Annotated in this window: 19 protein-coding genes; 14 read left to right on the plus strand and 5 right to left on the minus strand. The window is 66.5% G+C overall.

Going from position 1 to position 23,764, the window contains the following annotated elements; all coding sequences use genetic code 11:
* The first annotated feature begins 154 nt into the window (after positions 1-154).
* Positions 155-913: a class I SAM-dependent methyltransferase gene (locus tag IE243_RS13040; RefSeq protein ID WP_191319833.1), complete on the plus strand. Its 759-nt coding sequence runs from the start codon at positions 155-157 to the stop codon at positions 911-913.
* 139 nt (positions 914-1,052) lie between these two features.
* Here IE243_RS13040 and IE243_RS13045 read toward each other — a convergent pair whose 3' ends face one another.
* Positions 1,053-2,612 (minus strand): acyltransferase family protein, encoded by a 1,560-nt coding sequence (locus IE243_RS13045; protein WP_191319834.1) that lies wholly within the window; start codon positions 2,610-2,612, stop codon positions 1,053-1,055.
* Positions 2,613-3,059: 447 nt separating this feature from the next.
* On the opposite strand from IE243_RS13045, the gene IE243_RS13050 reads away from it, so the two are divergent.
* The 4 genes from IE243_RS13050 to IE243_RS13065 all read left to right on the plus strand — a co-directional run bounded on the left by IE243_RS13050 (position 3,060) and on the right by IE243_RS13065 (position 8,058).
* Positions 3,060-4,010 (plus strand): acetyl-CoA carboxylase carboxyltransferase subunit alpha, encoded by a 951-nt coding sequence (locus IE243_RS13050; RefSeq protein ID WP_191319920.1) that lies wholly within the window; start codon positions 3,060-3,062, stop codon positions 4,008-4,010.
* 346 nt (positions 4,011-4,356) lie between these two features.
* On the plus strand, positions 4,357-5,589 hold the full coding sequence (locus IE243_RS13055; protein ID WP_191319835.1) for a L,D-transpeptidase family protein: 1,233 nt from the start codon (positions 4,357-4,359) through the stop codon (positions 5,587-5,589).
* A 622-nt stretch (positions 5,590-6,211) separates the two neighbouring features.
* Positions 6,212-6,748: a lytic transglycosylase domain-containing protein gene (locus tag IE243_RS13060; RefSeq protein WP_191319836.1), complete on the plus strand. Its 537-nt coding sequence runs from the start codon at positions 6,212-6,214 to the stop codon at positions 6,746-6,748.
* Positions 6,749-7,104: 356 nt separating this feature from the next.
* Positions 7,105-8,058, plus strand: a complete 954-nt coding sequence (locus IE243_RS13065) for a TorF family putative porin (protein WP_191319837.1) — start codon at positions 7,105-7,107, stop codon at positions 8,056-8,058.
* 123 nt (positions 8,059-8,181) lie between these two features.
* Here IE243_RS13065 and phbB read toward each other — a convergent pair whose 3' ends face one another.
* Complete coding sequence (gene phbB / locus IE243_RS13070; RefSeq protein ID WP_191319838.1) at positions 8,182-8,910, minus strand: acetoacetyl-CoA reductase; 729 nt, start codon at positions 8,908-8,910, stop codon at positions 8,182-8,184.
* Positions 8,911-9,731: 821 nt separating this feature from the next.
* On the opposite strand from phbB, the gene IE243_RS13075 reads away from it, so the two are divergent.
* Positions 9,732-13,247: an autotransporter outer membrane beta-barrel domain-containing protein gene (locus IE243_RS13075; RefSeq protein ID WP_191319839.1), complete on the plus strand. Its 3,516-nt coding sequence runs from the start codon at positions 9,732-9,734 to the stop codon at positions 13,245-13,247.
* Positions 13,248-13,386: 139 nt separating this feature from the next.
* Here the strand turns inward: IE243_RS13075 and IE243_RS13080 are convergent, their stop codons facing one another.
* Positions 13,387-14,565, minus strand: coding sequence for an acetyl-CoA C-acetyltransferase (locus IE243_RS13080; protein WP_191319840.1), 1,179 nt, complete (start codon positions 14,563-14,565; stop codon positions 13,387-13,389).
* A gap of 377 nt (positions 14,566-14,942) precedes the next feature.
* On the opposite strand from IE243_RS13080, the gene rplU reads away from it, so the two are divergent.
* The 3 genes from rplU to IE243_RS13095 all read left to right on the plus strand — a co-directional run bounded on the left by rplU (position 14,943) and on the right by IE243_RS13095 (position 16,500).
* The gene (gene rplU / locus IE243_RS13085) at positions 14,943-15,248 is read left to right on the plus strand and encodes a 50S ribosomal protein L21 (RefSeq protein WP_191319841.1); all 306 of its coding nucleotides are present in this window, start codon (positions 14,943-14,945) and stop codon (positions 15,246-15,248) included.
* A 33-nt stretch (positions 15,249-15,281) separates the two neighbouring features.
* Positions 15,282-15,566 carry a 50S ribosomal protein L27 gene (gene rpmA / locus IE243_RS13090; protein WP_191319842.1) on the plus strand — a complete coding sequence of 95 codons (285 nt, stop codon included), beginning with the start codon at positions 15,282-15,284 and terminating at the stop codon, positions 15,564-15,566.
* A 280-nt stretch (positions 15,567-15,846) separates the two neighbouring features.
* Positions 15,847-16,500, plus strand: a complete 654-nt coding sequence (locus tag IE243_RS13095; RefSeq protein ID WP_191319843.1) for a GNAT family N-acetyltransferase — start codon at positions 15,847-15,849, stop codon at positions 16,498-16,500.
* A 126-nt stretch (positions 16,501-16,626) separates the two neighbouring features.
* Here the strand turns inward: IE243_RS13095 and IE243_RS13100 are convergent, their stop codons facing one another.
* The gene (locus IE243_RS13100) at positions 16,627-17,538 is read right to left on the minus strand and encodes a DMT family transporter (protein ID WP_191319844.1); all 912 of its coding nucleotides are present in this window, start codon (positions 17,536-17,538) and stop codon (positions 16,627-16,629) included.
* Between the two features lie 251 nt (positions 17,539-17,789).
* On the opposite strand from IE243_RS13100, the gene obgE reads away from it, so the two are divergent.
* From obgE to IE243_RS13125, 5 genes are all read left to right on the plus strand, one after another.
* The gene (obgE, locus tag IE243_RS13105) at positions 17,790-18,824 is read left to right on the plus strand and encodes a GTPase ObgE (RefSeq protein WP_191319845.1); all 1,035 of its coding nucleotides are present in this window, start codon (positions 17,790-17,792) and stop codon (positions 18,822-18,824) included.
* A gap of 130 nt (positions 18,825-18,954) precedes the next feature.
* Entirely contained in the window at positions 18,955-20,076 is a 1,122-nt protein-coding gene (locus IE243_RS13110; protein ID WP_244643145.1) for a peptidylprolyl isomerase, read from the plus strand.
* A gap of 576 nt (positions 20,077-20,652) precedes the next feature.
* Entirely contained in the window at positions 20,653-21,894 is a 1,242-nt protein-coding gene (argJ, locus tag IE243_RS13115; protein WP_191319846.1) for a bifunctional glutamate N-acetyltransferase/amino-acid acetyltransferase ArgJ, read from the plus strand.
* A complete protein-coding gene (locus IE243_RS13120; RefSeq protein ID WP_191319847.1) occupies positions 21,891-22,652 on the plus strand; it encodes an SIMPL domain-containing protein in 762 nt (253 codons plus the stop codon). Before argJ ends, IE243_RS13120 begins: the two co-directional genes overlap by 4 nt.
* A 78-nt stretch (positions 22,653-22,730) precedes the next feature.
* Complete coding sequence (locus IE243_RS13125) at positions 22,731-23,132, plus strand: (deoxy)nucleoside triphosphate pyrophosphohydrolase (protein WP_191319922.1); 402 nt, start codon at positions 22,731-22,733, stop codon at positions 23,130-23,132.
* Positions 23,133-23,225: 93 nt separating this feature from the next.
* Here the strand turns inward: IE243_RS13125 and IE243_RS13130 are convergent, their stop codons facing one another.
* Positions 23,226-23,693, minus strand: coding sequence for an acyl-CoA thioesterase (locus IE243_RS13130; RefSeq protein WP_191319848.1), 468 nt, complete (start codon positions 23,691-23,693; stop codon positions 23,226-23,228).
* Positions 23,694-23,764: the final 71 nt, after the last annotated feature.

The following is a 23,764-nucleotide window of genomic DNA, read 5'->3' on the forward strand; positions in this document are numbered from 1 at the left end:
AGCGGCGGGGCGAATGCCGGAGACAAAAAGACCACCAGCAGCCTATTGATTGTATAGCGAAATTTGCAAAATTTACATTTGCTCGCCGCATGATGTGAAGGTGGACGCCAATGCTAAAATCGTTCCATCGGGCGCTGTACGGAACGGAGGCGATATGCCGATAGACGTGGTTGACCTGCGCGCCTTTTACGCCACCGCGACCGGTCGCGCCGCCAGCCAGATTATCGGTCGCTCGGCGGCGTCGCTGTGGCCTTCGGCCCGCGGCTTGCGCGTGCTGGGCGTCGGCTACGCCACGCCATACCTGACCCTTGTCAGCGGCGACGCCGAGCGGGTGGCCGCTTTCATGCCAGCGGCGCAGGGCGTGGTGAACTGGCCGGCGACGGGCCTCAGCGCCTCGGCTCTCGTGGACGCCGCCATGCTGCCCCTGCCGGACGCCGCCTATGACCGGGTGCTGCTGGTCCATGCTCTGGAGCACGCCGATTCTCCCACGGAAGTGCTGTCGGAAGTGTGGCGGGTGCTCAGCCCCGGCGGCCGGCTGATGCTGGTGGCGCCCAACCGGCGCGGCGCCTGGGCCCGCAGCGACAGCACCCCGTTTGGCCATGGCCAGCCCTGGAGCCGCACCCAGTTGCGCAACCTGCTCCGGCAAGCGCTGTTCTCGCCCGAGCACTGGCTGGACACACTGTACATGCCGCCATTTCGCGACCGCCTGATGCTGCGCTCGGCGGCAGGCTGGGAAAAGGTCTGCGGTAGCCTCGGCCTGCCATTCGCCGGGGTGCATGTAGTGGAAGCCAGCAAGCAGTTGCACCGGCCGATCCGGGTGACGCGCCAGCAAAGGGTGGTGCGCTTCCAGCCGGTGCTGGCGCCGGGGGCCGGCGGGGCGCTGTCTCACGACGGCCCGCCGCATCACCGGTGACCCGGGCTCTTGCAAAATCCGTTCACGCTGAACCCGGTTTTCCCTTATCCATTTGAAATAATATGCTTTATTATCGGGTTACAGCGTCCAGGCCGCTGCCCCCACGCTTTCTTTCCCGCCCCCATGATCAGATGCCGTTCTATGGAGCCGTGGCGGGCGGCAGCGCGAAGCCCCGGCCGCGCGCATCGGCCGCGACCACTGTCAGGCGCGCCCCGGCGGGGCAGGCGCTGGCGTCCGTGCCCAGGGTGAAGCCGAAGCGCAGCTTTGCCAGCTCCCGCGCGTTTGCCCCGGTTTCCGTCGCCAGTTGCGCCGCCTCGGCGCGGCGCAGGCGGGTGCGCTCGGCCCAGCCCACCTGACGACCATCGCAATAGACAGCGATCCAGGTCCGGACATCGGGACTGGCCAGATCGATGGCCCAGCCCTGCGCCGCGATCTTGTTGTCCGGCAGACGCTGGACCTGGTCAATGACGCCGCGCGGCGTCGTGAAGCCCCTGTCCGCGGCGGCGAGCCGCGCGTTCAGCGCCTCTGGCGCGGCCGGGCCGGTCAGCATGCGGTTGCTGGCGATCGCTTCCAGCGCCGCCGCAGCCTGATGCGACTGATGCCGGTCGATGAGGCTGGTTGCCGCACCCCAGCCGGCGATGATCACGAAAAACCCGACATAAAGCCAGGACAGGCGCAGCCCCCGCATTTCGCTCAGGGCGTCAATGCGGCGCTTCAGCAACTGATACATGCGGAGGTCGATGACGCCGAAAAACTGGCCGACGAGGACGGCGGCGACGAAGGCGACGCACCACGCGACCGCGAGCGGAACAGCGTCAGGCAACCAGCGGAACACGGCGACCAGCACCGGCACATGCACCAGATAGATGGCGTAGCTGGCGTCGCCAAGGCGGAGACCGACGCGGCTGATGAACCCGTCGCCCGAAGTCCGCGTCCCGATAACCGCGGCGATGACCAGCGCGCTCATCGCGCCGGCGATGGTGCGGTCGGCCGGGATCGTCCCCGCAATGTCAAGCAGCAGGACGCCGAGCCCCACGAGCATCCAGACCGGACCAATCCGCAGGCGACTGGTCACGGCGGGAACAAGCATGCCGCAGGCAAAGGCGATATTGGCCGACGATACCGGCAACTGGTAAATCGTCGGCATTTCCAGCCCCCCCTCCTCACCGAAGGCCAGCCGCCAGCCGATAACCAGCGCGATCCAGCCAATGGCGACGCCCGGGATCGCCCGGACCCAGCCCGCCGTCATCAGCAGAAAGATCAGGACGTAAAAGGTCAGCTCATAGAGCAGCGTCCACTCGACGCCCAGGGTGTAGCCGGCGGGGCCGATGGGAACCAGCGTGCTCGGCAGGAAGCGCGGCGTGAACAGATGGCCGACGATGAGCGGCGACAACGCAAAAAACACCGCGATGGCGATGAAATACACCGGATAGATGCGCGCCACCCGGTGCAGCAGAAAGCGGCCTGACGGGGTCACCGGCGCCAGCCGCGCCATCAGATATCCGGACAGGGCGAAAAATAGCGCCACGCCCCACATGCCCAGGGAGCTTTCCCAGAGATTGATGGGACCGGCCGGCTTGCGAAAATAGGCGAGGTAATGGGAGGCGTGGTAGCCAACGACCATCAACGCGGCGATGGCGCGCAAATATTGCAGCGCGGCGATGCGGCCAGTGGCTGGGCGCGTCGCGGACGGACGCAAGGAAATCCCAAGTGTTGGCGCTGGTTGCGCTATAGATCCGCGCAACAAGGCGACGTCTGGCCTGCTCATCCTGAAAACTTCAATTCCCTAACGGCATTGACGGAGTTTCGTCCGACAATCATTCACATACGTATAATTCTCCTTCTGCAAGCGTTTAGTGACCGCGATCTCGCGCAGGAACAGAATTCCGCCCCATTTGACGCCTTTCCATGCGCCACGCCCGGCGACGCCCCTGCAATGGACGCGGCCCGACGTCGGGCGCGCACATTCGCGTGGGACGGGAACGACAGTTCGTGCTATGTCGCCCCGTCCGCGTGCGTCATCGGGCGCTGGCCCGGTTACGGACCGCCTGCGGTGGCGCAGGCCACGGACCGGAGAGTTTCCACCGCTCCGCGCGGCCCTGACGCCAGCGCGGAAGCCAGATGAATGGATGCGGCTGTCTCAACCATGCGAAGCTATCTCGATTTTGAAAAACCCGTCGCCGAGATCGAGGCCAAGATCGATGAGCTCCGCCTCGTGGCGGAAGGCGACGTCAATGTCGCTCTGGATGAGGAAATCAGCCGCCTCCAGGCCCGCGCCAACAAGACGCTGTCGGATCTCTATGCGGCGCTGACGCCGTGGCAGAAGACCATGGTGGCGCGTCACCCCAACCGTCCGCATTTCCGCGATTATTGCGACGCCCTGATCACCGACATGACGCCCCTGGCCGGTGACCGCGCCTTCGGCGAAGACGAGGCGCTCATCGCCGGCTTTGGCCGGTTCCGCGGCGAGCCGGTATGCGTGCTGGGCCAGGAAAAGGGCTGGAATACCGAAACGCGCCTGCGGCACAATTTCGGCATGGCCCGCCCGGAAGGTTACCGCAAGGCGGTGCGCCTGATGGAGATGGCGGACCGTTTCGGCCTGCCAGTCCTGTCCTTCGTTGACACGGCGGGCGCCTACCCCGGCATCGGCGCGGAAGAACGCGGCCAGGCTGAGGCCATCGCCCGCTCCACCGAGGAAACCCTCGGCCTTGGCGTCGCCAACGTGGCCCTGGTGGTGGGTGAAGGCGGCTCCGGCGGCGCGGTGGCGATCGCCGCCGCCAATCGCGTGCTGATGATGGAGCACGCGATCTACACGGTGGCCTCCCCCGAGGCCTCGGCCTCGATCCTGTGGCGCAACGCCGCCCGGGCGCAGGACGCCGCCACCAACATGAAGATCACCGCCCAGGACCTGCTGAAGTTCGGCATCATCGACAGCATTGTGCCTGAACCCGTCGGCGGCGCGCACCGTGACCCCGCGGCGGCCATCCGTTCCGCCGGGAACGCCGTCGCGGCGGCCCTGCAGGAGTTCGCCGGCATGGCGCCGGAAGCCATTCGCAAGGCGCGCGAGGACAAGTTCCTCGCGATTGGCCGCAAGTAAACGCCGCCGTCGCGGGCCGCGCGCGGGAAAAAGTCATTGCTCACAGGCGCCTGATGGTGTCTCATCCCGCGGAGCGGGGTCAGCGCGCCCGGGAGCCGCGGAGAATTTTCCCGCGATGGCGTCCCGATCTGGGGCAGATCGCAAGGCGTGACGGCGCCGGGCGGGCGTCGCGCGGCGCCTTGCGTAAGGAGCTGGTAAGGTTCCTGGAGGTACAAATACCGGGTTGGGGACGACCATGGGCCGTCCCTGCTGCCCGCAGGCTGCGGGGCATGGCGCGAAGATATTTCCAGTCGGACACTTTGCCAGGCCGGCTGATTGGAAATCGCTTGAGAGTGGATCTGGGAAGATGTTGAAGCTTGTCATCCGCACCACCCTGTTCGCAGCCGCGGCGCTGGCGCTGGCGGCGTGCCAGGACGGCGGTGGGCCGGGCAGCGCCCGGGCCCGGGCTCCGATTCCCCAAAAAACCGTCGCGCTCATGCAGGAAAAGGGCATGAGCCAGGCCGCGCCGATCCTGATCCGCTCCTACAAGAAAGAAGCGGAGCTGGAGATCTGGAAGCGCGACGGCAAGGGTGAATACGCGCTGCTGAAGACCTACCCGATCTGCCGCTGGTCCGGCCAACTGGGGCCAAAGATCCGCGAGGGCGACCGCCAGGCGCCGGAGGGATTCTACACGATCACCCCCACGCAGATGAACCCGAACTCCAGCTTCTACCTGTCGTTCGACACCGGCTTCCCCAACGCCTATGACCGGGCCTACGGTCGCACCGGCCGCTACCTGATGGTGCATGGCGCCTGCTCGTCGGCTGGCTGCTTCTCGATGACCGATGAACAGATCGCCGAGATTTACGCCATCGGCCGCGAAGCGTTCGCCGGCGGCCAGCGCTCGTTCCAGTTCCAGTCCTATCCGTTCCGGATGACGCCGCAGAACCTGGCGCGGTATCGCAACGACCCGAATATCGAGTTCTGGCGCAACCTGAAGGAAGGTTCGGATTACTTCGAGGTGACGAAGCAGATCCCGACCGTCGGCGTGTGCAACAAGCGCTATGTGTTCGGCTCGCAGTCGGCGAGCTGTGGGGCGACGGAGCAGCCGGCCATCGCCCAGGCGCTGGCGCAGAAGCGCGCCAATGATGACCACAAGATCGCCGAGCTCGTCTCGACGGGCGCGAAGGCGGTGCGACTGGTTTATCAGGATGGCGGCCAGCATCCGTCATTCCGTGGCGAAGGCGGCTCGGTGCTGTCATTCACCCGTTCGACCCGCTTCTCCGGCGACATCAGCCGCCCGGAAGCCCTGGCCGGCGCGCCGCAGGAAATCGAAATGCCGGATAGCGCGTCGGCGCGCACCGCCGTGGCGATGACCCCACGCCCGGCGACGGCCCCGGGCGCGGCCGACCCCGTCGCCACTGGCTCTGTCACCGCCGCGGCTCCGGCCGCCCAGCCGCTGAACGCCGCAGCCGAAGCGCCATCCGCTGGCGTCTTCAGCAAGGCCCTGTCGCTCGGCGGCATCCTGTCAGGCGACAAGCCCGCGCAGGCTGCGGACCCGGTGAAGGCGGCCGAGGCGCCGTCGCCTTCGGGCGGCTGAGCCAGCCTTCGCGGAGCCGGAACGGACGCTACGGAGATCAACCGACGAACGGGCTTTGGTCATGGACGCGTCGCCCCCCGGAGCATGCACTGATCTGACGGCGGCGCTCCCGGAATCGCGGAGCGGATCCCGCCCCGACCGGCTCTGGCAAGCGCCAGCCCGCGACGCAGCAGCCGCCATTGGCAAGGCGCCAGGCTGGGGCAAGGCGCCAGGCTGGAAACCTGTCCCCCGCATCCTCACATCAGCAGGCATGACCCCTGTGCCGCGCGCGCCCTCCGCATTCGATGGCGTGCTTCGTTTGCTGAGACTGCCCTTCGCGCGATGGTCGCCACGGCCCGGAACTGCGCGGGCTCAGGTCAATCCGGCGGAACCAGGCGGCGGGGCCAGGCTGCGACGGCGCGTTTTTGCAGGCCTGTGCGCGCTGGGTTTTGTGAGCGGACCGGTTTACGCCAGCCAGTCAGCCACTGACGCCGGACCCGGAAGCGCCGCGCCGAATGGCGCCGCAACCATTTACGGCCCCCCCGTTCCACCAGCGGCGCAGAAACCTGACGATGCTCCGGCGCCCGCCAGCGCCGTCCGCAGGAAGTCGCGACCTGGTCGCGAGACCCTGCGAAGCCAGGTGATGGACGCAGCCCGCGCCGCCGGCATGCCGCCAGAACTGGCCGACGCCGTCGCCACCGTGGAAAGCAATTACAACACCGCCGCCATTGGCGGGGTCGGCGAAGTCGGCCTGATGCAGGTTTTGCCGTCCACAGCGCGGATGCTTGGCTTTGATGGAACCATGAGCGAACTGGCGACGCCGGAAACCAATATCCGTTATGGCGTCACCTATCTCTCGCGGGCGTGGCGCATCTCCGGCGGCGACATTTGCACCACCGTGATGAAATATCGCGCGGGCCATGGAGAAAGCCGGTTTTCACATCGTTCCGTGGACTATTGCGTCCGGGTCCGCGCTCATCTCGCCGCCAACGGCTACAAGGTGACTGGCGAGGTTCCCAAAGCCACCTTTGGCGATCCCGCCAGCGTGCGGGTCGCCAGCAGGGGCGGCGTCCGCGTCGCGGGCGGGCGGCGCAGCCGCTACAACTGGCGCGCCGCCGACGCGCGCATGAAGTCCATCGCCAGCAAGGTGTCATTTAACGCGCTGATCATCGCGCGCTGACGGGGCGGCGTTTTCCGGCGGGACCAGGACGGGGCCCGTTTGCGGTGGCGGACCTGCCTTGCCTGTCGTGATTTTGGCCAGGCCGACGACGCATTCCCCCAATTCCCCCAACACCCGGCAAGCACCACGACGCCCGGCGATCATCGGCGCGCAGCGTCGCGCCGGCCGTGTCCGGGCTTGTGTCTATCTGGACACATCCAGCCGTCTTTCGGCAATTATGACTCAAAAATGACTGCAAGCAGGCAGTCATTGCACAACTGTAAGGCAACCTGCACCAAGCTTGACGTTGCGCCAGAGCCTGTCTGCGCCTGAAGTTGCGCAAGACCTTTCTTGCTGCGTTCAGGGGATGCACCATCATGCGCCAGTTTTCCGTACTTTCCGCCGCTGCGGCTCTGTCCATGGCCATTGCGGCGCCGGCGCTGGCCGCTGACGTTCCGGCCCCGCCTCCGGCCGCCCCGGCCGCGCCCGCCGCCAAGTCCACGCCGTTTGATCTGGCGTTCGGCGTCAAGTTCACCACGAACTACATGTTCCGCGGCATCTCGCAGTCCAACCGCAATCCGGCGCCCCAGGCGTATGTCGAAGCCCAGTTTCTCGATAACCTGATCTATGTGAACGCGTTCTATTCGAAGGTCGACCTGGTGACGCGGCCTGCTGCCGAGACTGACATCGCCGTCGGCATCCGCCCGAAGCTCGGTCCGCTCAATTTCGATATCGGCTGGATGATGTACGGCTATCCGAAGGAGCGCCGTCTGTTCAATCCCTATTCGCCGGTCGAATACACCGGCTACACGGGTGTGTTTGAGGCTCCGGCGATCCTGTCGCCAAAGAACACGGACTTCCAGGAAATCCACGCCGCGGTGTCCGGCGACATCGGCGATTTCACACTCGGCGCGGGCGTCTATTACGCCTGGAACTGGCTCGGAACCGGCGCGCCGGCCACCTATGTCAACGGTACGCTGAAGTACACGATTCCGGAATCGGTGACCGCCGCGGCCTTTCCGGGCAAGATCTCGTTCTCGGGAGAGCTCGGCTATTATGACCTTGGCCGCACCGCATGGAACTATGGCGCGGTCAAGCTGAAGAGCTACACCACCTGGAACGTCGGCGCCTCCTACAACTACAAGAACCTGACGGTTGACCTGCGCTATTCGGACACCAACCTCAGCAAGCAGAACTGCTTCCTGAACACCAGCGATCCGCGCGGCTTCGCCACCGGCAGCGGTCGTTCCTCATGGTGCGGCGCCACCTTCCTCGCCACGGTCTCGGTCGACTTCACCCTGTCGGGCCTGCAGGAGGCTCTTGCTCGCTGAGGAGAACCGGCGCGTTGAGGAGAGCCGCGCGCCGGGAAGCACCGGCGCGTTGGCAGGCAGACACGAAAAAGGGGCGGCCTCCCCCGGATGCCGCCCCCATTTGAACCCGACGACCGGAACGGCTCAGCCGTTGCCGATGTACTGGCCGCCGTTGACCGTGTGCACCGCGCCGGTGAAGAAAGCGGCCTTGTCCGAAGCGAGGAAGGCCACCAGGTCGCCCACTTCCTCCGCCTTGCCGAGACGGCCCGTCGGAATGGTGGCGATGATCTTCTTCAGCGCCTCTTCCGGAACCGCCGCCACCATGTCGGTGTCGATGTAGCCCGGGCAGATGCAGTTGACCGTGACGCCCTTGGCGGCGTTTTCCTGCGCCAGCGCCTTGGTGAAGCCGATGACGCCGGCCTTGGCCGCCGAATAGTTGGCCTGGCCCATCTGACCCTTCTGGCCATTGATCGACGAGATATTGATGACGCGGCCAAAGCCGCGCTCACGCATGCCGTCGATCAGCGGGCGCGTCATGGTGAACATCGAATCCAGATTGGTGCGCATCACTTCGCGCCACTGGTCGAACTTCATGCGATGGAACATGCCGTCGCGGGTGATGCCGGCGTTGTTGACAAGAATATCGACCGGACCGAGATCGGCGGCGACGCGCGCCAGACCCTCGGCGCAGGCGTCGGCGTCGCCCACGTCCCACTTGTAAACGCTGACGCCCGTCTCCGCGCGAAACGCCTCTGCGGCCGCGTCGTTTCCTGCATATACGGCGGCGACCTTGTAGCCATCCGCTGCAAGGGCCTTCGAGATAGCGGCGCCAATACCGCGCGTACCGCCAGTAACAACAGCAACCCGGGACATCGATTTTCTCCAGACCGGCCAGCGCCACGCGAACGCTGGCCAGGGCGCCCACGTCATGACGGACGCGGGGCGCTGTTCCAAACACCATGGGTGGGGCCAGCTCTCCCGGGAACCGCCATGCCAGTGAACGTCCCCGGGACGTCGCCGCCCCTGGCCCCGTGATACGATGACCGGCCTCGCGGGAGTACTGTCAGAAAGTCGAAAACCGCCAGGGAATACGTCTTAGGAAGAAAGTATCATTACGATCCGCGCCGTTCTGACCCCAGGTCATGAAGGCGCCGACGAACCCCCGGCTGGCGCCTCCCGCCGCGGTCGGACCCGGGCCTGCTACTGGCCCGATGTGGCGAAAGGCGTAGATCAGCGCCCGGCCATATGGTGGAAGGCCTGCCGCCGGTCGCCTTTTTAGGTAGGCGAAGTTCAGCTCATTTGCCGAATTTGTGATTTTGTCCGGCTGGCTAGACTTCAACACAAGCCTGTTCCGGTAAGAATATCAGTATTTCCGGTGTCTTTCAGGCGATTCACTGGAGCCGGGCCGGCTCATACCGGGCGTTTACACGATCCGGCATGGGCGGCGAATCCGTCTCTATCCAATCGTTAGCGGGCGGTTGCCCCGTCAGTGGAGCCACTCGCGCGGCCCCACAACGCGGGAGCGCGCCCTGGCGCTCAGACGCAACTTCTTTGCACGACCGGTGAAATGTCGCGACGCATGGCTCCGCTGCGAGAGCAGCGGGCAAGTCGCGCACACCGTCGCGCATGTGCGTCAGAGCCAGGAATCTGCCCCGCCTGGCCTCGCCCGGACGGGACAGGCCGGGAGGGGGCTCATGGCCAGGCTGAAACGTATCCTGACATCCACAACTGCAATGCGCCTGCTGTCAGGCGCCCTCGCCGCGCCGGCGATCCTTGCCGGCTCCGGCCAGGCGCTGGCGGATTGCACAACCAGCGGCAGCGTCACCACCTGCACCTCAGCCGCCGCCCCGAATCCCTACACGACCATGATCGGGACCGGCCCGGGCGACGACGGCCACACCGTCACGATTGAAAGCGGCGCGACTGTCGGAGTCACCAATACGCCCGCCATTTCGCTGGGCAATAACGCCATGATCACCATCCGCACCGGCGGCAAGGTGACCGACTACGCGGACAATAACGGCGACGGCCCGTGGGGCACTGGCAACAACGCCATCGAATTCGGCAGCAACGGCCGGCTGCTGATCGAGGCCGGCGCATCGGTCGTCAAGACTGGCGACCAGGGAAACGCCGAAGCCATCAATGTGCACGGCTTCGGCAATGTCATCACCAATTACGGCCTGGTCCAGACGGTGGACAGCGCCCCCCTGTGGTTCCAGGATCGGCCTGATCTGCAAACCGGCGTGCGCAATGTCGTCGACAATTACGGCGAGATCACACGCGTCAACGGCGGCAACCTGTTCGGCTCCACCAACCCGGGGCCGGACACCGGCATCGTCCTGATCAACCACACCGGCGCGACGATCAACGGCGATCTCATTTTTACCGATGGCAACGACGACCTGCACATCTATGCCGGCTCGACCATCAATGGCGCCATTGATGGCGGCGGCGGCATCAACAGCCTGTTCCTCAACGGCGCAGCGGGAACCCAGGACCAGATCGCCAGCCATGTCCCCAACTTCCAGACCCTGATCAAGGAAGGCGCCGGCCAGTGGACTGTGACCGGCAGCCTTGACGGCTACCAGACAACCACGGTGCGCGAAGGCGTGCTGACGCTCACCGGCGACAACTCCAACTATCTGGGCGGCGTATTCGTCGAGAACGCCGGCGTGCTCGAAGCCCGCGCCCAGAGCATGCCGGTGCGCACGGCCCCCGCCGCCAACGTCAACAATATCCAGAACGACGGCGTAGTGCGCTTCACCCAACCGGCCGGCGACGACGCGGCTTACAGGGGCCAGATCACTGGCGCGGGCGTGGTCGAAAAAACTGGCGGCGGCGTGCTGACGCTGGCCCCTGACGCACCGGCGGGCAACACCTACGCCGGCGGCACGGTTATTCGCGGCGGCGTTGTCGCGGCGGCGGCGGACAGCGCCATCGGCGCCGCGACCGGCCCGCTGACGCTTGACGGCGGCGCGTTCCGCTTCACCAGCAGCTACGATCTGGCGACCACGCGCGTCGTCACCGTCACCGCCAGCAATGGCGGCATCGATGTGGTCGCCGGGGCCACCGGCGGCGTCAGCCAGGCCATCACCGGCCCTGGCGCCCTTACCAAGTCCGGTGACGGAACGCTCATCCTGACGGGCGACAACACATGGGCCGGCGGCACGACCGTCGCCGCCGGCACGCTGCAACTGGGCAACGGCGGCGCCACCGGCTCGCTGGTCGGCGACATCAACAACCAGGCCCAGCTCACGTTCAATCGCTCCGACGCCTGGACCTACGCCGGCATCATTTCCGGCGCCGGCGCCGTCACCCAGGCTGGTCCGGGAACCACCATTCTCACCGGCGCCAACACCTGGACCGGCGGCACGACCATCGCCGCCGGCACGCTGCAACTGGGCAACGGCGGCGCCACCGGTTCGCTGGTCGGCAACGTGCTCAACAATGGCCAGCTCACCTTCAACCGGTCGAACGCTTATGCCTTCGACGGGGTGATTTCCGGCGCCGGCGCCGTCACCCAGGCGGGCGCGGGCATGACGCTGCTCAGCAACGTCAACACCTGGACCGGCCCAACCCATGTGCTGGCCGGAACCCTGGCGGTGGGCGGTCCCGACAGCACGGGCGCGGCCATCAGCGGCGCCGGCGCCATCAACGTGGCGGCGGGCGCGACGCTCGGCGGTTATGGCTCCGTGGCCGGCGACACGCGCAATGATGGCGTCATCGCCGTCGCCAACGCCATGTCAGCATTCTCCGGCGGCCAGGCCGGCAACTTCACCATCGGCGGCCAGTTGACCAACGCCGGCCTCGTCCGCCTTGGCGGCTCCGGCGTCGGCAACACGCTGACGGTGGGCAGCTATGCCGGCCTTGGCGGCGTCATCGCCCTCAACACCTACCTTGGCGGCGACGGCTCGCCGTCCGACCGGCTGATCATCAACGGCGGCGCGGGTACGGGCGCCACCACCCTGGCCATCACCAATGTGGGCGGCCCAGGCGCGGCCACCCCTGGCAACGGCATTCTGGTTGTCAGCGCCATCAACGGCGCCACGACAACGACCAACGCTTTCTCCACCGGCAATCTTGTCGCCGGCCCCTATCAGTACACGCTGTATCGCGGCTCCCGCGACGCCTCTGACCCGGATTCCTGGTATCTGCGCTCGCAGGCGCAAAACTCCGGCGGCGGCGGCAATGGCGGTGGCGGCGGTCCTGTCGTTCCGGACTTCCGGAAAGAAACCTCGCTCTACGCCGCCCTGCCCTCCATGGCCCTGCTCTACGGCCAGACCATGCTCGGCACCCTGCATGAGCGCGTCGGCGAGCAGGAACTGCAGCGCGGCCTTACCGGCGCCAATGGCTCGCCCCTGTCGAAAGCGGTCTGGGGCCGGGTGATCGGCAGCCATGGCAACAACGATGGCGATGGTCGCGGCATTTATGGCTCAGGCCCGGCCTTCACCTGGGACTTCTACGCCTTCCAGATCGGCATGGACCTGTATCGCAAGGAGCATGCGGACGGCAGCCGCGATCACGCCGGCATCTACATCGGCGCTGGTCATGCCGACGGCTCGGCCCGCCACTACACCGGCATCCGCGCTGGCGACATGCGCTTCGACGGTTACACCGTCGGCGCCTACTGGACCCACTACGGGGCCACCGGCTGGTATGTGGACGCTGTCGCCCAGGGAACCTGGTACAGCGACGTGAAGACCAACTCAGGGCGCCTGACGCCGCTGTCGACCAGCGGATTTGGCGTCGCCCTGTCGCTGGAAGCCGGCTACCCGTTCGCCCTCGGCGATGGCTGGGTGCTGGAGCCGCAGGCGCAGATCGTGCTGCAGAAGATCAACTTCGACGGTGGTTATGACGGTGCGTCTTACGTGCGGTTCAGCGACGTGCAATCCGTCGCCGCCCGCATCGGCGCCCGCCTGTCGAAGACCTGGGTGATGGAAACAGCCAACGGCCCGGTGCGGATCAACGCCTGGCTGCGCGGCAATGTGTGGAACGAGTTCGCCGGCGTCCCGAAGGCCAATTTCACTAGTCAGCTGGGCTATGCGCCGTTCCGCTCCGACATGAAGGGCGCCTGGGCCGACATCAGCGCCGGCGTCACCGCCCAGTTCAACCCCTCGACCGCGCTCTACGCCGCCGTCAGCTACCAGACCAGCTTCGACGGCCGTCGCGACGGCTGGAGCGGCAAGGCCGGCGTCCGCTTCACCTGGTAAGCGCAAGGCCCGACAGGCTCAAAACCTGGCAAGTGCAAAACCTCGCAATGTCAGAGGTGCGCAGGCAGGTCGCAAAAACAAAAGCGCCGCGGTGGGAGCCGCGGCGCTTTCCGTTGTTCCGTTTGTCAGGCCGCTTCGGTTAGCGCTCGACAGTCATGGCCACGCCCATGCCGCCGCCGATGCACAGGGTGGCGAGACCCTTGCGGGCGTCGCGACGGGCCATCTCATGCAAAAGCGTGGTCAGCACGCGGGCGCCTGAAGCGCCGATCGGGTGGCCGATGGCGATGGCGCCGCCATTGACGTTGACGATCGCCGGATCCCAGCCCATGTCGCGATTGACGGCGATGGCCTGGGCGGCGAACGCCTCATTGGCCTCGACGAGGTCGAGGTCCTGGACCTTCCAGCCCGCCTTTTCCAGCGCCTTGCGCGAGGCCGGGATCGGGCCTGTGCCCATGATTTCCGGGGCGACGCCAGCGGTGGCCCACGAGGCGACGCGGGCCAGCGGCGTCAGGCCCCGGCGTTGCGCCTCGGCGGCGGTCATCAGCACGATGGCCGCAGCGCCGTCATTGATGCCCGAGGCGTTGCCAGCGGTGACGGTGCCGTCCTTGACGAAGGCCGGCCGCAGCTTGGCCATGGCGTCGAGCGTCGCGCCCTCGCGAATGTACTCGTCGCCGTCGACCACCACGTCGCCCTTGCGGCCCTTCACCGTCACCGGCGCGATCTCGCCGGCGAAACGCCCCGCTTTTTTCGCCGCCTCGGCCTTGTTCTGCGAGGCGACGGCGAAAGCGTCCTGCTCATCGCGCGAGATCTGCCACTGACGGGCGACGTTCTCGGCGGTGTTGCCCATGTGATAGCCGTGGAAGGCGTCCCACAGGCCGTCGCGGATCATGGTGTCGATAAAGCTGGCGTCGCCCATTTTGGTGGCGGAACGCAGGTGATGGGCGTGCGGAGAAAGGGACATGGACTCCTGACCGCCGGCGACAATGACGTTCGCGTCGCCATTGGCGATCTGCTGCATGCCAAGCGCCACGGCGCGCAGGCCGGAGCCGCAGACCTGGTTGAGGCCCCAGGCGCTGGCTTCCGCCGGCACGCCGGCCTTCATGGCCGCCTGGCGGGCCGGATTCTGCCCCTGGGCGGCGGTCAGCACCTGGCCGAGAATCACCTCGTCCACGTCGGCGGCGGCGACGCCGGCGCGCGTGAGAGCCGCCTGGATGGCGGTCGCGCCCAGTTCATGGGCGGGAACCGCCGCGAAGGAGCCGCTGAAGGAGCCGACCGGCGTGCGCGCGGCGCTGACAATGACGACATCGTTTGCAGACATAGTTCCGTATCCTCATGCCCCGCGCAGCGGCGGAAGAACCAGGGAGAAATTGACGGGCGCACCCTACGCCGGGAGCGGGCGCGGTTGAAATTGGCCAAAAGGCCAGCATGCGGTCCGCCCCGTTGGGAGAGAGTGTCCCGCCAGCATCACTGAAACGCCGCTCATCTCCAACCAATCATTGACATTCCGCCGCCATGGGCATTAAGAGAACGGCTTCCGCGCGGGTTTCCCGCCTGCGGAGCAATTGTGTCTGCGCTGTCAACAACAGGCGACAATCGCGACACAGCCATCCATCGCACCGGAAACGGGCTGTCAAAAAGCCGGTCTGAACAATGCCGAAGGCATGGGCGGAGCCGGGATGAACACGGGAATGAACGATGTTCGCAGTCATTAAAGCCGGCGGCAAGCAGTATCGCGTCGCCGCTGAAGACACCATTTCGATCGCGCTCCAGGCTGGTGAGCCGGGCGACGCCCTGAAGTTTGACGTGCTGCTGGTCGGCGAAGGCGAAGCCTTCAAGATCGGCGCCGACGCCGCCAAGGCATCGGTCGACGCCGTCATCGTCAGCCACGGTCGCGGCGACAAGGTTATCGCTTTCAAGAAGCGCCGTCGCCAGAACTCGAAGCGCAAGCGCGGTCACCGCCAGGACTTCACCCTGGTTCGCATCACCGGCATCAACGGCTGAAGACAGGCCCCCGGCATATAACGGAGACATAAAATGGCTCATAAAAAAGCAGGCGGCTCGTCCCGTAACGGTCGCGATTCTGACGGTCGCCGTCTTGGCGTGAAGAAGTTCGGCGGCGAAGCCGTCGTCGCCGGCAACATCATCGTGCGTCAGCGCGGCACCAGGGTTCACCCCGGCGCCAACGTCGGCATGGGCAAGGATCACACCCTGTTCGCCCTCACCGAAGGCGCGGTGCGCTTTGGCATCAAACTTGGCCGCTCGATCGTATCGGTCGTACCGGCGAACGACGCCGCTGCAGGCAAAGCGGCGGCTGAATAACGGCGCAAGCTGAAGACAAGCTTCCGCCGGCGTCCCTGACCCTGGCGGATCCACAGGTTGCAGCTTTTTTTGCAAGATTCCGCGAAGGGGAGATGGGGCGCCATCTCCCCTTCGTGTTTTTCCGGCATGGGAATTGCACGAGCGTTGAAACTGTCCCCGGGGCTTCCGCGTTGTCATCTCGCAACGCTGTGAATCCCCCTCACCTTTTCATCACCGGCATTTGCGGGCCACTGTTCGGAGACCCGCGGAAGCGATTCGCCAGTTCCACCGGAGCGGAACCATGTTTACGCGCGAGACCATCGACGACGGCTTCACCCTGACCACGGAACGGCTTGCCCTGCGCTGGCCGCGCCTCGCGGACGCAGCGGCGATCGAACGTCTGGCAGGCAGCAAAATCGTAGCGGAAACGACGGCGCTCATTCCCCATCCCTATCCGGAAGGCGCCGCCGGCCAATTCATCTTTGCCTCCCGCCTGGCCAATGCGCGCGGCGATGGCCTGACCCTGGCGATCACCGAGAAGAAGCGCCCGCGTGATCTGATCGGCGTCGTCGCCCTGCAGCCGCCGGGTTTTTCTGGCCGCAATGACTGCCAGCACCCGTTCATTGGCTACTGGCTGGGCGTGGCGTTCTGGGGCCGCGGCTACGCCACCGAGGCCGTCGGCGCCTTGCTGGCGCTCGGCTTCAGGGAAACGGACGCGGAACTGGTCAGCGCCGAAGTGCTGTCCCGCAATGTCGCCTCGCTGCGCGTGCTGGAAAAGCTGGGCTTCACCCCCGGCGGTTCGGGCATGGCTCCGTTCCCGGCGCGCGGCGGCATGCTGCCGGTGGTCCGCATGGAGCGGCGGCGGGAAGCGGCGACAGCCGCGCCGGGGCGCGACGCGCAACAGCTCGTGGCGCTGGCGGACAACGAACTGCTGCTGCCCGTAGCGGCTGAGTAGACCAGCCGCACAACGCCAGAACCACAAGGGCGCGTCCATCCACGGATGAACGCGCCCTTGTGTTTTGTTTCAGCCGCAGCTCTGCAATCCAGAACCCGGTCCAGGGCCCGGAGCCCACGACCACCGTCAGGGCAGCGGCGGCGTTTCGGCGTTGGCGTCGATGCGGCCGTTCAGCCGCCGCTCACGCAGGAACACCACGATGCCGGCGGCGACGATGATCGCGGAGCCCACCATGGCGGTGACCCGCGGCTGCTCGCCGAACGCCAGCCAGGCCAGGGCCATGGCGAAAACGATCAGCAGATACTGGTAGGGAACCACCACTGTCGCCGGCGCCAGCTTCAGCGAGCGGTTGACGCAGACATGGGCGATGAGCGCCACCACGCCCAGCCACGCCATGAGAGCCAGATCAACGGCGGGCGCCGCCTTCCAGCCGCCGAACGGCAGCATGATGAAGCCGATGACCAGCGCGCCAAGCATGGTGCCGGTCACCAGCACCACATCGGGCGTGCCGCGCAGGTAACGGGTGATGATCATCGAACAGGCGAACAGCATGCTGCCGGCCAGGGCGATCAGCGCTGGCCAGGTAAAGCTGGCCCCGCCGGGCTCCAGCGCCACGATCACGCCGATGAAGCCGGCGCTGATCGCCAGCCAGCCAGTCGTATCGGTGCGCTCACGCAACAGCACTGCGGCCAGCGCCGCCACATAAATCGGCCCGGCCATGTAGAAGGTCACGGCGTCGCCCAGCGGCAGCCAGATCACCGCCGTGTAGAACAGCGCCACCTCCATGGCGGAGAACAGGCCGCGCAGGATTTGCAGGCCAGGACGCGGGGCGCGCAGCAGCGGCGTCAGCCCGGTCCGCCAGTAAAACGGCGCGAGGATGAGCAGGCAGGTGATGCTGCGGACAATCAGGATTTGCCCGACGCCATAGGAGCCGACCAGCCATTTGCCGAGCACGTCGTTGAGCGCGAACAGGAAGACGCCGGTCACCATCAGGCCAACGCCGAGCCGGGTCGACGGCGCGACGGTCGACGTCCCCATGGGGGCCGGGTTCGCCGACGCTGATGTGGTTTGTGTGGACATCCTGCCCCCGGACAACTCTCATGCAAGGCGTTTGGGCGGATTGCCCGGATTTTGACCTTATCCGGCCAAAGCGCGAGCGCAATGCCCTTGCAGATGACCTGATATGCGAAAAGGCCTGACCAGGGTATGAAGGGGGCGCTGCCGCCCGGCCGTCGCAATGTTCCGGCGCAGCCGTTTGCAGTCCGGCCGATACTCAACTACGGGAAGCCATGAAGTTTCTGGATCAGGCGAAAGTCTATATTCGCTCGGGCGATGGCGGCGCGGGATGCGTCTCCTTCCGCCGTGAGAAATTCATTGAATTCGGCGGCCCCGACGGCGGCGACGGCGGCCGTGGCGGCGACGTGTGGGTGGAGTGCGTCGACAATCTCAACACCCTCATCGACTATCGCTACCAACAGCACTTCAAGGCGCGCGCCGGCATGCACGGCATGGGCCGCAACCGCGCCGGGGCCAAGGGCGACGACGTGCTGCTGAAAGTACCCGCCGGCACACAGATTTTCGCCGAGGACGGCGAGACCATGCTGGCCGACCTTACCGAAACCGGCCAGAAGATCTGTCTGGCGCGCGGCGGCAACGGCGGCTTCGGCAACGCCCATTTCAAAACCTCCACGAACCAGGCGCCGCGGCGCGCCAATCCTGGCCTTGAGGGCCAGGAGGCATGGATCTGGCTGCGGCTGAAACTGATTGCCGACGCCGGCCTGGTCGGCCTGCCCAACGCCGGCAAATCGACCTTCCTCGCCGCCGTGTCGGCCGCGCGGCCGAAAATTGCCGACTACCCGTTCACCACCCTGCATCCGGGCCTTGGCGTCGTCGGGCTTGACGGTCGCGAATTTGTGCTCGCCGACATTCCCGGTCTGATCGAAGGCGCCCACGAGGGCCTCGGCCTTGGCGACCGTTTTCTGGGCCATGTGGAGCGCTGCCGGGTGCTGCTGCACCTGGTGGACGGCACCCAGGACGACGTCGCCAGCGCCTATCAGGTGGTGCGCGACGAACTGGCGGCCTACAGCAACGCCCTGGCCGAGAAGCCGCAGGTCGTTGCCTTGTCGAAGATCGACGCGCTCGACGACGACGCCCGGGCGGAGCGGCTGGCTGATCTGGCCGCGGCGAGCCGGCAACGGCCACTGATGCTGTCCGCCGCCTCTGGCGAAGGCGTGGAACTGGTGCTGCGCGCCCTGCGCGATGTCATCGATTCCTCACGCCGGGCAGAGGAAGAGGCTGCGCCCCGTCCCGCCTGGACGCCCTGAAACGCTGCTGCGCGGGCGGTTGCCGCGAATGCCGGCCGGGGCTACGGCCCCGCCTCCGCTTGCAAAATCTGACACGATCAGACACTCATGCCGGCAGCCCGCGCCGCCGGCTCTTGCAACAGGACCTGTCATGTTCCGCAGCCTGTACGGAACGGTTTCAGCCGCCGTGCAGACGCGACAGGCCAGGCAGGACACGCCATTGATGCAGATGCAGGACCAGCCGTTAATGAAAGTCCGCTTCCGCCGCCACGCCCGCGCCACGCTGGCGACGCTTGTCGCAGCCTCCATGCTGGGGGGATCGCTGCTGGCGGGACCGCTGCTGGCGAAAGACCCGGCGCGCGGCGATCTCTCCGGCGTCATCCGCAATACACCGCCGCGCCGCGCCGCGCCGGCGCCGCTCGCCGCCCCGGGAGCTGCAGGAACCACCGCTGCCCCAGCCGCCGCTGCAATACCCGACGACACGGTGCTGGCCCGCGTTGATGGCGCGCCGATCACCCAGCGCGACGTGCGCCTAGCCATGGAAGACCTGGCGGACCGGCTGCCGCGCGTCTCGGAGGAAAACCGGCAGGACTATGTGCTGAGCTATCTGATTGATCTCCAGCTCGGCAGCCGGGCCGCCGTGGCGGAGAAGCTCGACACCACGCCGGAATTCGAGCGCAAGGCCGCGTATAACCGCAACAAGCTGCTGCTGGACGAATTGCTGGCGCATGAAGCCCACAAGGCGGTGACCGCGGAAGCCGCGCAAAAGACCTATCAGCAGACCCTGCGCGACCTGAAGCCGGAAGAAGAAGTCCGCGCCCGTCACATCCTTGTCGACAGCGAGGCCAACGCCAAAGCCGCCATCGCCCGCTTGAAAGCCGGCGAAGATTTCGCCAGGGTCGCCGCCGAGCTGTCCACTGATCCGGGCGCCGCGAAAAGCGGCGGCGAGTTGGGCTGGTTCACCCGCGACCGCATGGCCCCCGAATTCTCGGAAGCAGCGTTTCGCCTGAAACCGGGCGAAATCTCGGCGCCTGTCAAAACCCAGTTTGGCTGGCATGTTATCCAGCTGGAGGAGCGTCGCACCCGCCCGGCCCCGTCATTCGACGAGGTGAAGCCGGAGGTCGAGGCCTATCTTGCCCGCAAGGCCCAGCAGGATCTGGTGCTCAATCTGCGATCGAAGGCCAAAATCGAACGCTTCGCGCCACCGGCCGCCGGCAAGGAAGACGCCAGGGCCGCGCCGAAGCCGCCAGCGAACGGCGACGCCAAACGCTAGAGCGCTTTCCGACCGGACGGAATCGTCTGTTCGATCAGAATTCGCTCAAAACAAGGAAAACTGGAGCAATCCCCGATCCAGATAGATCGGGAATTGCTCTGGCGGCCTGATTCCGGCATTGGCGCCTCCGTCCAGAACAGCGGAGCGAACGCCGGAATCAGAAGCCGACTGGCAGCTTGTTGATTTTCTGATGGAATTTATGATTTTGGCGTGCGCCGCCCCGGGATGTGAAGGTGGTGGCGAACGTCCGGTTCGCTCCACCAGCGCATTCCCGGAACCAGTGGACGCCACTTTTCGTGAAGATCAGCGCGTGAGCAACGGGCAAACGGCGTCAGGTTGAAGAGCCAGCGCCCCCTGCGGAGCTGCGGACCGGCTTCAGGACGCAGGGCCATCGCCCGCTGACATACGGGATGGAGCCTCATCCGCCCGGCAGCAGCGGCGGCGGCTCGCGCTGACAGGCGCCCCGTCAGCGGGCGCGGTTATCTCGCCGGCGGCCAGCGTCGCCAGCAAGTAATGTTTCAGTTCCACCGGCGTTCCGGCTTCCGGGACGCTGTTCGCAACCCTCAGGAGCGACCGATGTCGTCTGCCATTTCCCCTCTCGCACCGAAGTCCAGCCCCGAATTGCCGCCAATCGACGGCGTGCGGTTCGCCACCGCCGAGGCCGGAATTCGCTACAAGGGGCGAACCGACGTCATGCTGGCGCTGTTTGACGCCCCCGCCGCGGTCGCCGGCGTGCTGACCCGGTCGAAGTGTCCTTCCGCCGCTGTGGACTGGTGCCGCGACCGGCTGCCGGGCGGCGAGGCCCGCGTGCTGGTGGTCAACTCTGGCAACGCCAACGCCTTCACCGGCCTGAAGGGCCGCAAGGCTGTTGAACTCACCGCAAAGCTGGCGGCGAAGGCGGCGGGCTGCCGCGCTTCGCAGGTGTTTCTGGCCTCCACCGGCGTCATTGGCGAACCGCTGGACGCGGAGAAGTTCGAGGGCGTGCTGGATGATTGCGCCGGCCGCGCCGCGCCTGACCAGTGGCGAGAGGCGGCGAAGGCCATCATGACCACCGACACCTTTCCCAAGGTGGCGACGGTCACAACCACGCTTGGCGGCGTCAAGGTCACCATCAACGGCATGGCCAAGGGCGCGGGCATGATCGCCCCGGACATGGCCACCATGCTGTCGTTCGTGGCGACGGACGCGCCGATCGCCGCGCCGGTGCTGCAGGCGTTGCTGCGCAAGGCCACGGACCGCACCTTCAATTGCGTCACCATCGATGGCGACACCTCCACCTCCGACACCCTGCTGCTGTTCGCCACCGGCGCGGCGGCCGGGCGGGGCGCGCCGCAGATCACCGCCTCCGGCGACCGGCGCCTGGCGCCGTTTCGCAAGGCGCTGACGGCGCTCCTGCGCGACCTCGCCCAGCAGGTGGCGCGCGACGGCGAAGGCGCCCGCAAGCTGATCACCGTCAACGTCCAGGGCGCCAGAAGTGAGCGTTCGGCCCACCGCATCGCCATGTCGATCGCCAATTCGCCTTTGGTGAAAACCGCTGTCGCCGGCGAGGACGCCAACTGGGGCCGGGTGGTCATGGCGGTGGGCAAGGCTGGCGAGCCGGCCGACCGTGACCGGCTGTCGATTTCGTTTGGCGACATCCGCGTCGCCCATCAGGGCGCCCGCGATCCGGCCTATGACGAAGAGCAAACTTCCGCCTACATGCGCGGGGATGAAATAGCGATCACGGTCGACATCGGCCTTGGCCGGGCTTCGGCCACCGTCTGGACCTGCGACCTCACCAAGGAATACGTCGCAATTAACGGAGATTATCGCTCATGACCTTCAGCGTTCGCCGTTCCGTGGTCTCCCGCCTGCTTCTCGCAGCGCCGCTCGCCGGCGCCTCCCTGCTGCTGGCCATGGCCGCGCCCGCCAGCGCCGAAAGCGACGGCCCGCGCAAGCCGCCGCGTATCGTCAGCGTCAGTGGAACGGCAACGCGCGACGTGACGCCGGACATGGCGACGATTGTCATCGGCGTCACCACCCGCGCGCCCAAGGCGGCGGATGCGCTCAATGGCAACTCCCAGGCGGCGGCGAAGGTCATCGCCGCCGTGCGTCAGGCCGGCGTCGAGAGCCGCGACGTCCAGACCAACACGGTGTCGATCTCACAGAACTTCCGCAACCGGCGCGACGCATCGGGATACGCCCAGGAGCCGGATGGCTTCACCGCCGCCAACAGCGTCAGCGTGCGCGTGCGTGATCTGGGCAAGCTCGGTCCGCTGCTGACGGCGGCGGCGGGCGAAGGCGCCAACAACATCAACAGCCTGACTTTTGACTACTCCGGCCGCAAGAAAGTGACGGAGGAGTTGCAAACCGAAGCGGTGCGCAACGCCCGGGATACGGCGCAGCGCCTTGTCGAGGCCGCCGGCAGCAAGCTTGGCCAGTTGCAGATGATCAGCGCAGGCCAGCTTCCCGCGCCGCGCCCATACGGCGCCATGAAAATGATGCGCGCTGACGCGCCGGCGCCGGAGGCCGCGCCCGTGGAAGCCGGCGAGATGACCATCACCTCGTCGGTGCAAACCACATGGACCATCGAATAGGATTGGCCATTGAATGAACGGGACCGCTGAATGAGCGACGCCGCCCCTCACGCCACGCTGGACGCCGCCCCAAAACCGATGCGGATGGTGCTCGTTGTCGCCTGCGCCCTGCTGGACGCGGACGGCCGCGTGCTGATCGCCAAACGCCCGGAGGGCAAGGCCCTGGCGGGACTGTGGGAGTTTCCCGGCGGCAAGCTGGAGCCGGGCGAGCGTCCGGAAGCGGCGCTGATCCGGGAGTTGCATGAGGAATTGGGCATTGAGGTGAAGGAAGCCTGCCTTGCGCCGCTGACCTTCGCCAGCCACGCCTATGACGACTTCCACCTGCTGATGCCCCTGTACGTCTGCCGCCGCTGGGACGGCTTCGCGTCCTCACGCGAGGGACAGGAGCTGAAATGGGTCGCCCCGAACCGGTTGCGGGACTATCCGATGCCGCCAGCCGATGAACCGCTGATTCCACATCTCATTGCGCTTCAGGTCTGAGGCGACGGCCGGGTTTGCGATAATTGAAAGCAGCCATGTCCGAAGCGCGCCGGTCCGGGACCGGCGCGCTTTTTTTGCTCCGTCCGCCTGGCGTCAGCCGGCCGGCGCCGCCAGCAGCGTCGCGAACCTGGCGCGCTCGGCCTCTAGCAATGGCGTCGGCCGCCGCGTCGCCCGATCGACATAAACATGCACGCAGACGCCAAGCGCCGAAGCCTGAACCTCGCCCTGGCGAAAGATCCCGACCTCGAAGGTCACCGATGACTTGCCCAGGGCGGCGATGCGCAGCCCCGCTTCCAGCCGGTCAGGAAACGCCACGCTGTCGAAGAACACACAGCGCGTTTCCACCACCAGCCCGATCAGCCCATCGGCGCCATGCAGATCGACAATGCCATTGCCGATCAACCAGTCATTGATGGCCGTGTCGACGTAGTGACCGTAAACCGAATTGTTGACGTGGCCATAGACGTCGTTGTCGAGCCAGCGGGTCTGGATCGGCGTGAAATGCGGGAAGGCGGCGCGCTGGGGCGGCGCCGGCCGCCTGGCGGCAGGCTGTTCGGCCATGGAAGCCCTTTCCGGAGCAAAGTCGGACGACGCGGGCAGGCAGCCATCGACAACAGCCGCCCGCCCCGCGT

This window comes from Camelimonas fluminis, assembly GCF_014656355.1.
GTDB lineage: Bacteria > Pseudomonadota > Alphaproteobacteria > Rhizobiales > Beijerinckiaceae > Camelimonas > Camelimonas fluminis.

Coding starts and splice junctions, on each gene's coding strand:
- IE243_RS13040 (WP_191319833.1), top strand. CDS start 155: ATGCCGATAGACGTGGTTGACCTGCGCGCCTTTTACGCCACCGCGACC.
- IE243_RS13050 (WP_191319920.1), top strand. CDS start 3,060: ATGCGAAGCTATCTCGATTTTGAAAAACCCGTCGCCGAGATCGAGGCC.
- IE243_RS13055 (WP_191319835.1), top strand. CDS start 4,357: ATGTTGAAGCTTGTCATCCGCACCACCCTGTTCGCAGCCGCGGCGCTG.
- IE243_RS13060 (WP_191319836.1), top strand. CDS start 6,212: ATGGACGCAGCCCGCGCCGCCGGCATGCCGCCAGAACTGGCCGACGCC.
- IE243_RS13065 (WP_191319837.1), top strand. CDS start 7,105: ATGCGCCAGTTTTCCGTACTTTCCGCCGCTGCGGCTCTGTCCATGGCC.
- phbB (WP_191319838.1), bottom strand. CDS start 8,910: ATGTCCCGGGTTGCTGTTGTTACTGGCGGTACGCGCGGTATTGGCGCC.
- IE243_RS13075 (WP_191319839.1), top strand. CDS start 9,732: ATGGCCAGGCTGAAACGTATCCTGACATCCACAACTGCAATGCGCCTG.
- IE243_RS13080 (WP_191319840.1), bottom strand. CDS start 14,565: ATGTCTGCAAACGATGTCGTCATTGTCAGCGCCGCGCGCACGCCGGTC.
- rplU (WP_191319841.1), top strand. CDS start 14,943: ATGTTCGCAGTCATTAAAGCCGGCGGCAAGCAGTATCGCGTCGCCGCT.
- rpmA (WP_191319842.1), top strand. CDS start 15,282: ATGGCTCATAAAAAAGCAGGCGGCTCGTCCCGTAACGGTCGCGATTCT.
- IE243_RS13095 (WP_191319843.1), top strand. CDS start 15,847: ATGTTTACGCGCGAGACCATCGACGACGGCTTCACCCTGACCACGGAA.
- IE243_RS13100 (WP_191319844.1), bottom strand. CDS start 17,538: ATGGGGACGTCGACCGTCGCGCCGTCGACCCGGCTCGGCGTTGGCCTG.
- obgE (WP_191319845.1), top strand. CDS start 17,790: ATGAAGTTTCTGGATCAGGCGAAAGTCTATATTCGCTCGGGCGATGGC.
- IE243_RS13110 (WP_244643145.1), top strand. CDS start 18,955: ATGTTCCGCAGCCTGTACGGAACGGTTTCAGCCGCCGTGCAGACGCGA.
- argJ (WP_191319846.1), top strand. CDS start 20,653: ATGTCGTCTGCCATTTCCCCTCTCGCACCGAAGTCCAGCCCCGAATTG.
- IE243_RS13120 (WP_191319847.1), top strand. CDS start 21,891: ATGACCTTCAGCGTTCGCCGTTCCGTGGTCTCCCGCCTGCTTCTCGCA.
- IE243_RS13125 (WP_191319922.1), top strand. CDS start 22,731: ATGCGGATGGTGCTCGTTGTCGCCTGCGCCCTGCTGGACGCGGACGGC.
- IE243_RS13130 (WP_191319848.1), bottom strand. CDS start 23,693: ATGGCCGAACAGCCTGCCGCCAGGCGGCCGGCGCCGCCCCAGCGCGCC.